15 protein-coding genes are annotated in these 14,134 nt (G+C 35.5%); 12 read left to right on the top strand and 3 right to left on the bottom strand.

All coding sequences use genetic code 11. The features are described from left to right. Positions 1–31 precede the first annotated feature (31 nt). The 4 genes from lpxK to HMPREF2813_RS07140 all read left to right on the top strand — a co-directional run bounded on the left by lpxK (position 32) and on the right by HMPREF2813_RS07140 (position 4,507). On the top strand, positions 32–1,030 hold the full coding sequence (gene lpxK, locus HMPREF2813_RS07155; RefSeq protein ID WP_014550613.1) for a tetraacyldisaccharide 4'-kinase: 999 nt from the start codon (positions 32–34) through the stop codon (positions 1,028–1,030). A 70-nt stretch (positions 1,031–1,100) separates the two neighbouring features. Next, positions 1,101–1,865 (top strand): 3-deoxy-manno-octulosonate cytidylyltransferase, encoded by a 765-nt coding sequence (kdsB, locus tag HMPREF2813_RS07150; protein WP_005663240.1) that lies wholly within the window; start codon positions 1,101–1,103, stop codon positions 1,863–1,865. Between the two features lies 1 nt (position 1,866). After that, positions 1,867–3,696: an excinuclease ABC subunit UvrC gene (uvrC, locus tag HMPREF2813_RS07145; RefSeq protein ID WP_014550614.1), complete on the top strand. Its 1,830-nt coding sequence runs from the start codon at positions 1,867–1,869 to the stop codon at positions 3,694–3,696. A gap of 97 nt (positions 3,697–3,793) precedes the next feature. Next, a complete protein-coding gene (locus tag HMPREF2813_RS07140; RefSeq protein WP_014550615.1) occupies positions 3,794–4,507 on the top strand; it encodes a TerC family protein in 714 nt (237 codons plus the stop codon). 52 nt (positions 4,508–4,559) lie between these two features. On the opposite strand, the gene uxuA is transcribed toward HMPREF2813_RS07140, so the two are convergent. Both uxuA and HMPREF2813_RS07130 read right to left on the bottom strand, forming a co-directional pair. Next, positions 4,560–5,744 carry a mannonate dehydratase gene (gene uxuA / locus HMPREF2813_RS07135; protein WP_048946761.1) on the bottom strand — a complete coding sequence of 395 codons (1,185 nt, stop codon included), beginning with the start codon at positions 5,742–5,744 and terminating at the stop codon, positions 4,560–4,562. 27 nt (positions 5,745–5,771) lie between these two features. Continuing rightward, complete coding sequence (locus tag HMPREF2813_RS07130) at positions 5,772–6,521, bottom strand: GntR family transcriptional regulator (protein ID WP_005687499.1); 750 nt, start codon at positions 6,519–6,521, stop codon at positions 5,772–5,774. A gap of 160 nt (positions 6,522–6,681) precedes the next feature. On the opposite strand from HMPREF2813_RS07130, the gene HMPREF2813_RS07125 reads away from it, so the two are divergent. The 7 genes from HMPREF2813_RS07125 to HMPREF2813_RS07095 are packed head-to-tail and all read left to right on the top strand — an operon-like array spanning position 6,682 to position 13,015. Next, a complete protein-coding gene (locus HMPREF2813_RS07125) occupies positions 6,682–7,710 on the top strand; it encodes a zinc-binding dehydrogenase (protein ID WP_005667996.1) in 1,029 nt (342 codons plus the stop codon). Between the two features lie 26 nt (positions 7,711–7,736). Then, positions 7,737–8,723 carry a DctP family TRAP transporter solute-binding subunit gene (locus HMPREF2813_RS07120; RefSeq protein WP_005667998.1) on the top strand — a complete coding sequence of 329 codons (987 nt, stop codon included), beginning with the start codon at positions 7,737–7,739 and terminating at the stop codon, positions 8,721–8,723. A 38-nt stretch (positions 8,724–8,761) separates the two neighbouring features. After that, positions 8,762–9,259, top strand: coding sequence for a TRAP transporter small permease (locus tag HMPREF2813_RS07115; RefSeq protein WP_014550616.1), 498 nt, complete (start codon positions 8,762–8,764; stop codon positions 9,257–9,259). A gap of 9 nt (positions 9,260–9,268) precedes the next feature. Continuing rightward, complete coding sequence (locus HMPREF2813_RS07110) at positions 9,269–10,540, top strand: TRAP transporter large permease (protein WP_005668000.1); 1,272 nt, start codon at positions 9,269–9,271, stop codon at positions 10,538–10,540. Between the two features lie 19 nt (positions 10,541–10,559). Next, entirely contained in the window at positions 10,560–11,504 is a 945-nt protein-coding gene (locus tag HMPREF2813_RS07105) for a sugar kinase (RefSeq protein WP_014550617.1), read from the top strand. Positions 11,505–11,515: 11 nt separating this feature from the next. Then, positions 11,516–12,361: an SDR family oxidoreductase gene (locus HMPREF2813_RS07100; protein ID WP_005687492.1), complete on the top strand. Its 846-nt coding sequence runs from the start codon at positions 11,516–11,518 to the stop codon at positions 12,359–12,361. Positions 12,362–12,376: 15 nt separating this feature from the next. Further along, on the top strand, positions 12,377–13,015 hold the full coding sequence (locus HMPREF2813_RS07095; RefSeq protein WP_005687490.1) for a bifunctional 4-hydroxy-2-oxoglutarate aldolase/2-dehydro-3-deoxy-phosphogluconate aldolase: 639 nt from the start codon (positions 12,377–12,379) through the stop codon (positions 13,013–13,015). A 52-nt stretch (positions 13,016–13,067) separates the two neighbouring features. Here HMPREF2813_RS07095 and HMPREF2813_RS07090 read toward each other — a convergent pair whose 3' ends face one another. Then, positions 13,068–13,394, bottom strand: coding sequence for a zinc ribbon domain-containing protein YjdM (locus HMPREF2813_RS07090; RefSeq protein ID WP_005663260.1), 327 nt, complete (start codon positions 13,392–13,394; stop codon positions 13,068–13,070). Between the two features lie 102 nt (positions 13,395–13,496). Here HMPREF2813_RS07090 and HMPREF2813_RS07085 point away from each other — a divergent pair, with 102 nt between their 5' ends. Continuing rightward, positions 13,497–14,051, top strand: coding sequence for a YtfJ family protein (locus HMPREF2813_RS07085; protein WP_005687488.1), 555 nt, complete (start codon positions 13,497–13,499; stop codon positions 14,049–14,051). Positions 14,052–14,134: the final 83 nt, after the last annotated feature.

Genomic DNA, 14,134 nt, shown 5'->3' with positions numbered 1-14,134 from the left:
TTTTATCCGCACTTATTAGAAAGGATTTTCTATGCCCTTCTGGTATTCCAACTCCAAACTTATTTGGCTCTTATCGCCTTTTTCTTTATTGTTTTGGTTGATTAGCCAACTTCGTCGCGCCTTATTCTCTTTGGGGCTGAAGTCTTCTTATCGCGCACCAAAACCAGTGATAATTGTGGGAAATTTGTCTGTGGGTGGAAATGGCAAAACGCCTGTGGTTGTTTGGCTTGTGGAAGAATTAAAAAAACGAGGTTTTCGCGTAGGTGTGATTTCTCGTGGTTACGGCAGTAAATCTAAAACGTATCCGTTATGCGTTACTGAAAATACGCATCCGATTGAAGGTGGTGATGAACCTGTATTGATTGCTAAACGCACCAATGTGCCAGTAGTGATTTCCCCAAATCGCCAGCAAGCGATTGAATTACTCTTAAGCCAAGCAGAGTGCGATATTATTGTTTCTGATGATGGTTTACAACATTATCAATTACAGCGTGATTTGGAAATTGTCGTAATGGACGCTGAGCGTGCGTTGGGAAATGGTTTTGTATTGCCAGCAGGTCCATTGCGAGAATTACCAAGTCGATTAAAATCTGTCGATTTTGTGATCACTAATGGTGGAAAAAATCAGTATTCAGATGCAGTTATGCGTCTTGTGCCTCATTTCGCGATTAATTTAAAAACCAATGAAAAACGCCAATTAAATGAATTTCAATCTGGTGTTGCCATCGCAGGGATTGGCAATCCACAGCGTTTTTTTAGTATGTTAGAAAAGTTAGGGATTCAGTTAAAGCAAACTCAAGCATTTCAAGATCATCAACATTTTGAAGCGTCTCAATTAGAAAAACTTTCTGAAAATCAACCGCTCTTTATGACGGAAAAAGATGCCGTAAAATGCCAATCTTTTGCTAAAGATAATTGGTGGTATGTCCCTGTCGATGCAGAAATTATTGAGGCTGAAAAACAACGTGAAAATTTACCGCACTTTTGGAGCAAAATAGACAAACTTGTGGCGCAATATAGAAATGGCTGAAAGGATTTATCTCCAGTTGTTTTGATTGCTTACCGAGAAAGCTGAAATATTAAAGAATAAGGAATAAATTATGTCATTTACCGTTATTATCCCCGCTCGTTTTGCATCAAGTCGTTTACCTGGAAAACCGCTTGCCGATATTGCAGGTAAGCCAATGATTCAACATGTATTTGAGAAAGCGCTGCAGTCTGGGGCGAACCGAGTGATTATTGCCACCGATAATGAAAATGTGGCTGATGTTGCCAAAAATTTTGGCGCGGAAGTGTGCATGACTTCGGTTAATCATAATTCTGGTACAGAACGTTTAGCGGAAGTTGTAGAAAAATTAGCGATTCCTGACAATGAAATCATTGTCAATATTCAAGGCGATGAGCCTTTGATTCCTCCCGTTATCGTGCGACAAGTGGCAGATAATTTAGCAAAATTTAATGTCAATATGGCAAGTCTTGCGGTAAAAATTCATGATGCTGAGGAATTATTCAATCCAAATGCAGTGAAAGTTTTGACGGATAAAGACGGCTATGTGCTATATTTTTCCCGTTCGGTTATTCCTTACGATCGTGATCAGTTTATGAATTTACAGGATGTTCAGAAAGTACAGCTTGCGGACGCTTACTTACGTCATATTGGCATTTACGCATATCGTGCGGGGTTCATAAAACAATATGTGCAATGGGCTCCGACTCAACTTGAAAATCTAGAAAAACTTGAGCAGCTTCGTGTGTTATATAACGGCGAACGCATTCACGTAGAGCTTGCGAAAGAAGTGCCTGCAGTGGGGGTGGATACTGCTGAAGATTTGGAAAAAGTGCGGGCAATTTTAGCGGCGAATTAAAATGTTTGATGCTAAAAAGTTCTTAGCGGATGTCTCTCACGAACCTGGTGTTTATCGTATGTATGACGATAAAGATCAGGTTATTTATGTTGGGAAAGCAAAGGATCTAAAAAAACGTCTTTCAAGCTATTTTCGTAAAAATCTGAGTAGTAAAAAAACAGAGGCGTTGGTAGCATCAATTCATCATATTGACACCATGCTAACTTCATCTGAAACGGAAGCTTTACTGCTAGAGCATAATTTTATCAAGCTTTATCAGCCTCGCTATAACGTATTATTGCGTGATGATAAATCCTATCCATTTATTTTATTAACCAAAGAACGCCACCCAAGAATTACTTCTTATCGTGGTTCTAAAAAATTTGCAGGCGAATATTTCGGGCCTTATCCTCACGCAGGGGCTGTGCGTGAAACTTTATCGCTTTTGCAAAAACTTTTCCCTGTTCGCCAATGTGAAAATTCCGTTTATTCCAACCGTTCTCGTCCTTGTTTGCAGTATCAAATTGGGCGTTGTTCTGCGCCTTGTGTACAGGGATATGTTTCCGATGAAGAATATAATCAGCAAGTTGAATTAGCCCGCTTATTTTTACAAGGCAAAGATCAACAGGTGTTAGATTATTTAATCGGTAAAATGGAGCAGGCAAGCAGAAATTTAGATTTTGAACAGGCTGCTCGTTATCGCGATCAAATTCAGGTTGTGCGTTCGGTTATAGAAAGACAATTTGTATCCAATGAGCGTTTAGATGATATGGATATTATGTCTATCGCTTACCAACACGGGTTAGCCTGTGTACAGGTGATGTTTATTCGTCAAGGAAAAGTGCTAGGCAATCGCAGTTATTTCCCAAAAGTCCCCGCCAATACGGATTTATCGGAACTTACCGAAACTTTTGTGGGGCAATTTTATTTACAAGGTCATCAAGGACGAAGTATTCCGAATAGTATTATTGTCGATCGTCAATTATCTGAAAAATCAGAGCTTGAGCAACTTCTTACGGAGCAAGCTGGCAGAAAAGTGACGATTCAAGAAAGCGTAAAAGGCGATAAAAGTAAATACTTACAGCTCGCACAAGTTAATGCTAAAGCGGCTTTAAATGTACAACTTAAACAATCTTCACGAATGTCAGAGCGTTATCAAGCGTTGTGTGAGCTGTTAAATCTTCCTGAAATTAAGCGTATGGAATGTTTTGATATAAGCCATACAATGGGAAATCAAACAGTCGCATCTTGTGTTGTTTTTAATAAAGAAGGTCCACTGAAATCTGATTATCGTCGTTTTAATATTGAAGGCATTACTGGCGGAGATGATTATGCTGCGATGGAACAAGCGTTGCAGAAACGTTATGAGCGTGATTTAGAAGAAGATAAAATTCCCGATATTATTTTTATTGATGGTGGAAAAGGGCAGTTAAATCGAGCATTGAACGTGTTCCAACATCTTCAAGTAAAATGGGATAAAAATAGACCGCACTTAATTGGCGTGGCAAAAGGTGTGGATCGTCGAGCAGGACAGGAAGTACTGATCATCAGCAAACAAGACCGCGAAATTCATTTGCCTGATGATAGTTTGGCATTGCATTTGATTCAACACATCCGTGATGAAAGCCATAATCACGCAATAAGCGGACACCGTAAAAAACGTCAAAAAGCCTTTACACAAAGTGGTTTAGAAACCATTGAAGGTGTGGGAGCTAAACGTCGTCAGGCTTTACTGAAATATCTTGGTGGTTTACAAGGTGTGAAAAAGGCGACCTTAGATGAAATAGCCTCTGTACCGGGCATTTCCCCTAAACTTGCTGAAAGGATTTTTGAAACGCTTAAAAACGACTAATCAATCATTTCTCAAATATAAATAACGATTGCTTTTCGTCATAAAGCCATTATGATCTGTATTTTCGGATTTATTTAACTCAATTATAGGAAAAATTATGTTTGAATGGATTGCAGATCCTGAAGCGTGGATATCACTTGCGACACTTGCGGCTTTAGAGATCGTTTTAGGAATCGACAATATTATTTTTATTAACATCCTAGTTGGACGTTTACCTGAACGCCAACGCCAGTCTGGTCGTATTCTTGGGCTTGCTTTGGCAATGCTAACAAGAATTTTACTTTTAATGTCACTAGCGTGGATAATGAAACTTACTGCACCGTTATTTACTGTGTTTAATCAAGAAATTTCTGGGCGTGATTTGATTTTATTAATCGGTGGTTTATTCCTGATTATAAAAAGCTTTGGGGAAATTAAAGAGGCAATAAATCATCAAGAACACCATAATTCTGAAAGCAAAAACAAAGTGAGTTATTTTGGCGTATTAATTCAAATTGCAGTGCTAGATATTGTTTTTTCTTTAGATTCTGTGATTACAGCAGTAGGTATGGCAAGCCACCTTCCTGTGATGATTTTGGCGATTATTATTGCCGTTGGCGTGATGATGTTTGCAGCAAAACCAATCGGCGCTTTCGTAGATACGCATCCAACCTTGAAAATTCTAGCTTTAGCCTTCTTGGTTTTAGTTGGAATTAGTTTAATTGCAGAAAGTTTAGATATTCACATCCCGAAAGGTTACATCTATTTTGCAATGGGATTCTCTGTTGTGGTCGAAATGATCAATATTCGAATGAGAAGATTGATAAAATAAATTGGAAGTGCGGTCGATAAAAATAATGTTTTTTATGACCGCACTTTTTCTTTTACTTATTGAAATACACTTTTTTTAGTGCCATCTCTAAACCGCGAAATTCAGCTAGACCTTTTAACCGACCAATGGCAGAGTAGCCAGGGTTGGTTTTTTTACGTAAGTCATCCAACATTTGATGCCCATGATCTGGGCGCATTGGGATTAAACGCGTTTCTCCTTGATTTAATCGACGATATTCTTCATTTAATAAGGCTTTTACCACATTAAACATATCTACGTCTCCTTCTAGATGAGCTGCTTCATGGAAGGTTAGTGGATTATCTTCACGTTGAGTAGAACGTAAATGTGCGAAGTAAATACGATCTGCAAATTGTTCTGTCATTTTTACGAGATCATTATCGGAGCGTACGCCATAAGAACCCGTACACATTGTAAAACCATTTGCTGGTAATGGTTGAGTTTCTACAAACCATTGCATATCTTCAATAGTTGAAACTATGCGCGGTAAGCCTAAGATTGGGCGTGGAGGATCATCTGGATGAATCGCCATTTTGATTCCTACTTCTTGGGCAACAGGTACGATCTCATTTAAAAAATAAGCCAAATGCGTACGGAATTTTTCGGGTGAAATATCTTTATAGCGATCTAATTGAGTTTGAAATTCATCAAGAGTATAACCTTCTTCTGCACCGGGTAAGCCCGCAATAATATTACGCGTTAATTGCGTTATATCTTGCTCTGACATCTTGTCATAATAGGTTCTTGCTGCAACTTGTTCTTCTTGATTATAGGCTTTTTCTGCATCAGGACGTTTTAAAATATGAAGTTCAAATGCTGCGAAAGCGATATGATCAAAGCGCAATGCTTTAGAACCATCTGGTAATTCATAAGCGAGATCAGTACGAGTCCAGTCTAAAACAGGCATAAAATTGTAACAAACAGTGTCAATTCCGCATTGAGCAAGATTGCGAAGAGTTTGTTTATAGTTATTAATCCATTTTTGATAATTTCCAGTCTGAGTTTTAATCTCTTCATGAACTGGTACACTTTCCACTACTGACCAGATTAAACCAGCATTCTCTATTTCAGTTTTGCGTTTTTTAATTTCTTCGATACTCCACACTTCACCGTTAGGAATATGGTGAAGTGCAGTGACTATACCAGTTGCGCCTGCTTGACGAATATCAGATAAAGAAACAGGATCTTTTGGTCCATACCAACGCCATGCTTGTTCCATTTTTAACTCCTATGTTATTACAAGTATTTAGATACCTACAACAACTGGATTTGTATTGAATAGGTATCCATCAAAATGTGGATCTTCTACATCAGATAATTCAAATAATTTTACTTTTACATTTTCTAAGTGTTGCCACATAGCTTTTCTAGCTTCATTAGCATTTTTCTTTTGAATAGCAGATAAAATTGTTTGATGATCTTCTATCCATAAATGATGATAATCATTTTGTAAAATACGAGAATGTAATTGTGCCCACATCGCACTATTAAAGCGATATTGCCACAATTGTTCTTGTAATTTGACTAACACATCATTTTGTGTAATTTCTGCAAGTGCCAAATGAAAATCTTTGTCTGCACTATAGTCATCTTGATTCTGAGTAAGTAATTCTTTCTCTCGATTCAGTATTTGTTTTAAATTTAAAATATCTTTTTTAGTCGCTTGTAACGCTGCGAATTCAGCAATACTACTTTCTAATAGTTGTCTAGCTTGTAAAAGTTCAAATGGACCTACATCTGGTAAATCTGAATGTTCCATATGTATTGATTCGGGGGTTCTTACTACATAAACGCCTGACCCTTTTTTTACCTCTACTAATTTTTCTACTTCTAACATAACCATTGCTTCTCTAACAATAGTTCTACTTACACCAAATTTTTCAGAAATTTCTCGTTCTGTAGGGAGTTTGTCTCCAATGCTATAAATTCCTTGAGAAATATCTTGTTTTAGCAATTGACCGATTCGGGTATATGTTCTATTTACTATATTTTCCATATTTTTCCTTAAATTGGTATTCCAATTTTTTATTTTTGTGATACGGCTCACAAAAATAGATATTTGGTATTCCAAAAAGAGTTTTTATGTTTCATAATCATATCATAGTTAAACATAACAAGTAATTTTATTCTGTCAATGGCATATAAGGAGTCTAAAAATGAAGGAGCGAATCAAAGCAATATGCTTAGAAAAACCAAACAATGTAGTTGTTAAAGAAGTGCCTTATCCCGAGAAAAGTGATAATGATGTACTTATTCAGGTAGAATCAATGGGGATTTGTGGTTCTGATATTGGTGCATATAGAGGAACTAATCCATTAGTAACTTATCCAAGAATACTTGGGCATGAAATTGTAGGGAGAGTAATTGAAAGTGGAATTGGTATGCCGGATAGGGTGAGGGTTGGAGACCGAGTAATTGTTGATCCTTATGTTTTTTGTGGTCAATGCTATCCTTGTTCAATTGGTAGAACCAATTGTTGTGAATCATTAAAGGTAATTGGTGTTCATATTGATGGAGGTATGCAAGAGGTAATTAGACATCCCGCTCATCTTTTAACTAAAGTCCCAGATAACCTACCGATTCATCAATTACCTTTAGCTGAACCTTTAACAATAGCTTTACATGCTTTACATAGAACAACTTTAAAATCAGGGGAACACATAGTAATTATTGGAGCTGGTGCAATTGGATTAATGGCAGCATTAGCAGCGGTTCAATATGGAGCAATCCCAATTTTAGTTGATATATTAGAACAACGTCTTGAGTATGCAAAATCCTTGGGAATTGAACATATTGTAAATCCGCATAAGGAGGATGACATTAAAAGAATTAAGGAAATTACAAGTGGTCGTATGGCAGAAGTTGTTATGGAGGCATCTGGTGCTAATATTTCTATCAAAAATACTCTGCATTATACCTCCTTTGCAGGAAGAATTGCTTTAACAGGATGGCCAAAAACAGAAACTCCATTACCAACAAATTTAATTACCTTTAAAGAATTGAATATTTATGGTTCTAGAACAAGCAAGGGGGAATTTGAGGAGGCATTGGATATGCTTGCTACTAATAAAATTAATGCATCTCATATCATTACTAAGTGTATCAAATTTGAAGAAATTCCTAGTTTTATTTCTGATTTATCTGATCATCCAGAAAATTATTTAAAAATTAATGCAGTTTTCTAAAAAACATAATCAATAAGGAGAAAGTTATGAAGTCAATTAAAAGCTTAGGTAAATTATTACTTGCTTCAAGTATATTGTTTAGTAGCAGTGCATTTGGAAAAACAATTATTAAGTTAGGACATTATAATTCTGATATACATCCATCACATATTGCATTACAGGAATATTTTAAGAAAACAATTGAAAATGAAACAAATCATAGATATGAGATTAGACTTTATCCTAATAATCAACTTGGCGGTGAAGATCAAATTGTAAATGGATTACGTAATGGCACTATAGAAGCAGGTATTACAGGTTTATTATTGCAAAATGTAGATCCTATTTTTGGAGTTTGGGAATGGCCTTATTTATTTAAGGATAATCAAGAGGCTAAAAAAGTATTGGAATCTCCAATCGCAAATAAAATTGGTCAAAAAATGGAGAAGTATGGAATTAAATTACTTGCCTATGGTATGAATGGATTTCGTGTTATTTCATCTAATAAAAAATTAGAGAAATTTGACGATTTTAAAGGTTTACGTTTAAGAGTTCCGCTGAATTCACTTTTTGTTGATTGGGCTAAAGCAATGAATATAAATCCACAAAGCATGCCGCTCAGTGAAGTTTTTACTGCATTAGAACAAAAGGTAATTGATGGTCAAGAAAATCCGTATATGTTAATTAAAGACTCTGGGTTATATGAAGTACAAAAATATATTATCCAAAGTAACCATATTTTCTCTCCAGGATTATTACAAATTAGCTTAAAAACTTGGAATAAAATTCCAAAAGAAGATCAAATTATTTTTGAAAAAGCAGCTAAATTGTATCAAGAGAAAGAGTGGGAATTAGCAATTAAAACAGAATTAGAAGTTAAAGATTATCTAGCTAAACATGGAAATGAAATTATCGTACCAAGTGAAGCATTTAAAAATGACATGGTGAATGCATCTAAGGTGCTTTATGATAGTTTTTATAAAAAATATGATTGGGCTAAGGATGTAGTCCAAAAAATTAACGAAGCTAAATAATTAATAAGATCCCCTATGTTCAATTTTATAAATTGCTCATGGGGGATAAAGAAGGAGCTTGTTTTATGAAAATAGCAAAGTATTTAGACAAATCATTAGAATATCTTTCTATCTTAGCATTAGTTATTATGATTTCTCTCGTGTTTTTTAATTCTGTCTTGAGGTACTTCTTTGATTCTGGAATTGCATTTTCTGAAGAGTTTTCTAGGATTTGTTTTGTATATATGATTTTCTTTGGGATTATCCTTGTTGCCAAGGATAAAGCTCATCTTACTGTTGATATTATTATTTCTGCGTTACCTGAGCAGTATAGAAAAATAGTCTTAATAGTTGCAAATATATGCGTTCTGATTGCAATGATTTTTATAGCTTATGGTGCATTACAACTGATGTCTTTGACCTATACTCAACAAATGCCAGCTACAGGTATATCTTCATCTTTTTTATATTTAGCTGCTGTTATATCTGCCGTATCTTACTTTTTTATTGTCATGTTTAGCATGATTAAAGACTATAAAGAATCCTCTGATAAATAGGAGCTTATAATGTTACTATTATTTTTGTGTAGTTTATTCTTATTGTTATTTCTTGGTGTACCTGTAGCACTATCAATGCTGTTGAGTGCGAGTATTATGCTATATCATCTTGATATGTTTGATACGCAATTAATTACAGAAAACTTTGTGATGGGAACGAATAATTTTCCTTTGATGGCTATTCCTTTCTTTATGCTTACTGGAGAAATAATGAAGCATGGTGGAATTTCTGAGCGAATCATTAATTTTGCAACAAGTATGGTTGGTCATATTAAAGGTGGTTTAGGTTATGTTGCGATCATTTCTGGGTTGATATTTGCAGGGTTATCTGGTTCTGCGGTAGCGGATACGGCCGCGTTAGGTGCAATACTAATTCCTATGATGATTTCTAAAAAATATGATGGTGCTCGTTCCACAGGATTAATTTGTGCTGCAGGTATTATTTCAGTTGTTATTCCTCCAAGCATTCCTATGATCATTTACGGTATTACTGCTGGAGCATCCATCACTAAATTATTTATGGGGGGAACTGTACCAGGCTTATTAATGGTCGTTGGATTATGGGTTACTTGGAAAATTTTGTATAGAAATAATGATACAAGTCTAGAAAGAAAACAAACTGGCAAAGAAAGATGGGTTGCTTTTAAAAAAGCATTTTGGCCTTTATTATTACCTATCATTATTATTGTGGGATTAAGAGGAGGGATTTTTACTCCAACAGAAGCGGGAGTTGTTGCTGCAATTTATGCTGGCATAGTAAGTATTGCTTATAAAGGCTTAACATTTTCTAAATTAAAAGACGTCTTCATTGGCACCATCAAAACAACATCAATGGTAATGTTTGTTGCTGCATCAGCAATGATATCTGCTTTTGCGATTACAGTTGCTCAAATTCCAACAGAATTAGTCCAAACGATTAAAGGATTAACTGATAGTCCGACAATTTTAATGTTTATTATAATGCTATTTTTATTACTTGTTGGATGTGTAATGGATTTAATTCCTGCGGTATTAATTTTTGTTCCAGTCTTATTACCAGTGTTAAGAGCATATAATATTGATATTGCGTATTTTGGAATCATGATGGTGATTAATTTATCTATAGGATTAATAACACCGCCTGTGGGAACAGTTTTGTATGTAGGCTCAGGGATATCAAAATTAGGGATAGGAGCATTATCCAAAGGAATTGCTCCATTCTTATTTGTGTACGCAATTATTATGATGTTGATCGTATTTTTTCCTGAAATTGTAATTGTTCCAATGAATTGGTTATCTTGATTTATTAGGAAGTTGCATCATGAAAAAAATAGCATTTATCGGCGAGTGTATGATTGAACTCAATGGGAAACCCTTTGCGGAAATGTGGCAAAGTTATGGTGGAGATACCTTAAATTCTGCCACTTATCTTAGCCGAGTAAGTTCATCAAAAGAGATTCAAGTTCATTATGTCTCTGCATTAGGAACCGATAATTTAAGCAAGCAAATGCTTAAATATTGGCAAGAAGATGGCATCCAAATAAATTGTGTTTTACAGGATGAACAGCATCAACCAGGTCTTTATCTAATCCAATTAGATGCTCAAGGCGAACGCACGTTCCTTTATTGGCGTAATCAATCTGCAGCACGTTATATGGTTCAACATCCTGATTTTGCTAAGATTATTGCAGAACTTCAGCAAGTTGATTTGATTTATTTAAGTGGTATTTCATTAGCAATCTTATCGAAAAATGACCGCACTTTTTTAATTGAACAATTATCTTCTTTAGCTAAAAAAGGCGTAGAAATTGTTTTTGATAGTAATTATCGCCCTAAACTTTGGGGTTCATTAGAAGAAGCACAAGATTGTTATTTGCAGCTTTTACCTAGTGTCAATATAGCTTTGGTGACTTTTGATGATGAACAAGCATTATGGAAAGATAAAACATCTAGGGATACTTTAGAGCGATTACATAAAATTGGTATACCAAAAGTGATTGTGAAGTGCGGTAAGAATGGTGCTATTTTTTCAGATAGGTATTTATCTCAATATGGGCAAGTGATGCCTGAACCTATTTTAAATGTGGTGGATACAACCTCTGCTGGTGATTCTTTTAATGCTGGATTTCTGAATGGTTATTTACGAAATAAGCCTTTAGAAATTTGTTGTCAGCAAGGTAATCGTATTGCTGGCATCGTCATTCAACATAAAGGTGCGATCATAGATAAAGTCGCAACTTCTCATCTTCAATCTGAATTTAATTAATGGAGTTTACTATGAATATTGCAGCAAACCATAACTTAGAAAATAAACTAATTATAATTACGGGGGCTGGCGGAGTGTTATGTTCATTTCTAGCTAAGCAGTTAGCGTATACTAAAGCTAATATTGCCCTGTTAGATTTGAATTTCGAGGCAGCAGACAAAGTAGCAAAGGAAATTAACCAATCAGGTGGAAAAGCAAAAGCTTATAAAACTAATGTGTTAGAACTTGAAAATATTAAAGAAGTGCGTGATCAAATAGCTATTGATTTTGGCACTTGTGATATTTTAATTAATGGTGCTGGTGGGAATAATCCAAAAGCGACAACAGATAATGAGTTCCATCAATTTGATTTAAATGAAACGACAAGAACATTCTTTGATTTAGATAAATTTGGTATAGAATTTGTATTTAATCTCAATTACTTAGGTTCATTATTACCAACCCAAGTTTTTGCAAAAGATATGCTTGGTAAACAAGGGGCAAATATTATTAATATTTCCAGTATGAATGCCTTTACGCCACTCACAAAGATTCCTGCTTACTCTGGTGCAAAAGCTGCAATCAGTAATTTTACTCAATGGCTTGCTGTATATTTCTCAAAAGTTGGTATTCGTTGTAATGCTATCGCACCAGGATTTTTAGTTAGTAATCAAAACCGCGCTTTATTATTTGATACTGAAGGAAAACCAACAGATAGAGCAAATAAAATCCTCACTAACACACCAATGGGACGTTTTGGTGAGTCAGAAGAATTGCTCGGTGCATTACTTTTCTTAATAGATGAAAATTATTCTGCTTTTGTCAATGGCGTGGTTTTACCTGTTGATGGTGGTTTTTCTGCGTATAGTGGAGTCTAATAGGAGCAAATTAAAATGTCATACACAACTCAACAAATTATTGAAAAACTTCGTGAACTCAAAATTGTGCCTGTAATTGCGTTGGATAATGCAGACGATATTTTGCCGCTAGCAGATACGTTGGCTAAAAATTGTTTATCTGTGGCAGAGATTACTTTTCGCTCTGAAGCAGCGGCAGATGCGATCCGTTTGTTGCGTGCAAATAGACCTGACTTTTTAATTGCTGCGGGCACAGTTTTAACTGCGGAACAAGTAGTTTTAGCTAAAAGTAGCGGAGCAGATTTTGTGGTTACTCCTGGGTTAAATCCAAAAATTGTGAAATTATGTCAAGATTTAAATTTTCCAATAACGCCAGGGGTGAATAATCCTATGGCAATTGAAACTGCATTAGAAATGGGAATTTCGGCGGTAAAATTTTTCCCTGCAGAGGCTTCAGGCGGAGTGAAAATGATTAAAGCATTGCTCGGTCCTTATGCTCAATTACAGATAATGCCGACTGGTGGTATAGGGCTTCATAACATAAGGGATTATCTTGCTATTCCTAATATTGTTGCTTGTGGAGGCTCTTGGTTTGTGGAGAAAAAATTGATTCAATCCAAAAATTGGGATGAAATTGGACGATTAGTCAGAGAAGTGATTGATATTATTAAATAAATTTATTTCTTTAAAGTGCAAAGTGCGGTCTATTTAGACCGCGTTTTTTCGATTAAGCCTTTTTCAAAAACTCAGATTTCAACATGATTTTGCCGCAATCGACATTATGATCGCCATTTACTAAGCGGATGTTTTTGAATTTTGTACCTTTTTTCAATACTTCTGATGAACCTTTTAATTTTAAATCTTTAATCAAAAGTACATTGTCGCCATCTGCAAGCAAATTCCCATTGCTGTCTTTTACGATTAGTTGATCGTCATTTGATTCTTGAATTTCATTATTGTCCCATTCATTACCGCAATCAGGGCAAACAAAATTAATTGAATCGTGGTAAACGTATTCACTTTGACATTTTGGGCAATTAGGCATTTGATCCATTGGGTTTTCCTTCTTGATTACATATAATAGACGCGCGAGTATAGCAAAAAGATGTCTTTCGCCAAAGCGTGAAAGTTTTTGATAAATTTTTGAGGAAAATGTATGAAAAAACAAATTCTTGCCTTAGTTTGTGGCGTAATGTTTAGTAGTTCGACTTGGGCACACAATTTGCAATTAGAGCAATCTTTACCAGCAGTGCAAGTAACGGAGTATGGTGAAATTGTGCTTTCAGGAAAAGATACTGCGTTTCAACCTTGGGGTTCTGCGGAATTAGCGGGTAAAGTGCGTGTTGTTCATCATTTAGCGGGTAGAACGGCTGCAAAAGAGAAAAATCAGTCGATGATTGATGCGATAAAAGCATCCCATTTTAATCCTGTAAAATACCAAACAACCACTATTATTAATGCGGATGATGCGATTGTTGGTACAGGTATGTTTGTAAAAAATAGTGCGCAAAAAGGCAAACAGGAAAATCCACATAGCCAAGTTGTGTTAGATGATAAAAGTGCGGTAAAAAATGCTTGGGGATTAAATTCTAAAGATAGTGCAATTATCGTGTTAGACAAAACGGGAAAAGTAAAATTTGTGAAAGAAGGAAAATTGTTTGATAGCGATATTCAGACTGTTATTTCACTAGTGAATGGATTGACCAAATAACGTAATACAAAGTAAAAATCCCTAAGCCGTGTGACTTAGGGATTTCTTAATTCTGATGGCGGAGGAATAGGGATTCGAACCCT

Source organism: Haemophilus sp. HMSC066A11, assembly GCF_001811665.1.
GTDB classification, from domain to species: Bacteria; Pseudomonadota; Gammaproteobacteria; order Enterobacterales; family Pasteurellaceae; genus Haemophilus; species Haemophilus influenzae.
This window is presented reverse-complemented; position numbering and strand designations above follow the sequence as displayed.

What these genes read in the sequence shown, in the direction of transcription:
- HMPREF2813_RS07100 (WP_005687492.1), top strand. Translation starts at nt 11,516, where the DNA reads ATGAATATTGCAGCAAACCATAACTTAGAAAATAAACTAATTATAATT.
- kdsB (WP_005663240.1), top strand. Translation starts at nt 1,101, where the DNA reads ATGTCATTTACCGTTATTATCCCCGCTCGTTTTGCATCAAGTCGTTTA.
- HMPREF2813_RS07130 (WP_005687499.1), bottom strand. Translation starts at nt 6,521, where the DNA reads ATGGAAAATATAGTAAATAGAACATATACCCGAATCGGTCAATTGCTA.
- HMPREF2813_RS07085 (WP_005687488.1), top strand. Translation starts at nt 13,497, where the DNA reads ATGAAAAAACAAATTCTTGCCTTAGTTTGTGGCGTAATGTTTAGTAGT.
- HMPREF2813_RS07095 (WP_005687490.1), top strand. Translation starts at nt 12,377, where the DNA reads ATGTCATACACAACTCAACAAATTATTGAAAAACTTCGTGAACTCAAA.
- lpxK (WP_014550613.1), top strand. Translation starts at nt 32, where the DNA reads ATGCCCTTCTGGTATTCCAACTCCAAACTTATTTGGCTCTTATCGCCT.
- HMPREF2813_RS07110 (WP_005668000.1), top strand. Translation starts at nt 9,269, where the DNA reads ATGTTACTATTATTTTTGTGTAGTTTATTCTTATTGTTATTTCTTGGT.
- HMPREF2813_RS07115 (WP_014550616.1), top strand. Translation starts at nt 8,762, where the DNA reads ATGGGGGATAAAGAAGGAGCTTGTTTTATGAAAATAGCAAAGTATTTA.
- HMPREF2813_RS07120 (WP_005667998.1), top strand. Translation starts at nt 7,737, where the DNA reads ATGAAGTCAATTAAAAGCTTAGGTAAATTATTACTTGCTTCAAGTATA.
- uxuA (WP_048946761.1), bottom strand. Translation starts at nt 5,744, where the DNA reads ATGGAACAAGCATGGCGTTGGTATGGACCAAAAGATCCTGTTTCTTTA.
- HMPREF2813_RS07140 (WP_014550615.1), top strand. Translation starts at nt 3,794, where the DNA reads ATGTTTGAATGGATTGCAGATCCTGAAGCGTGGATATCACTTGCGACA.
- HMPREF2813_RS07105 (WP_014550617.1), top strand. Translation starts at nt 10,560, where the DNA reads ATGAAAAAAATAGCATTTATCGGCGAGTGTATGATTGAACTCAATGGG.
- HMPREF2813_RS07125 (WP_005667996.1), top strand. Translation starts at nt 6,682, where the DNA reads ATGAAGGAGCGAATCAAAGCAATATGCTTAGAAAAACCAAACAATGTA.
- HMPREF2813_RS07090 (WP_005663260.1), bottom strand. Translation starts at nt 13,394, where the DNA reads ATGGATCAAATGCCTAATTGCCCAAAATGTCAAAGTGAATACGTTTAC.
- uvrC (WP_014550614.1), top strand. Translation starts at nt 1,867, where the DNA reads ATGTTTGATGCTAAAAAGTTCTTAGCGGATGTCTCTCACGAACCTGGT.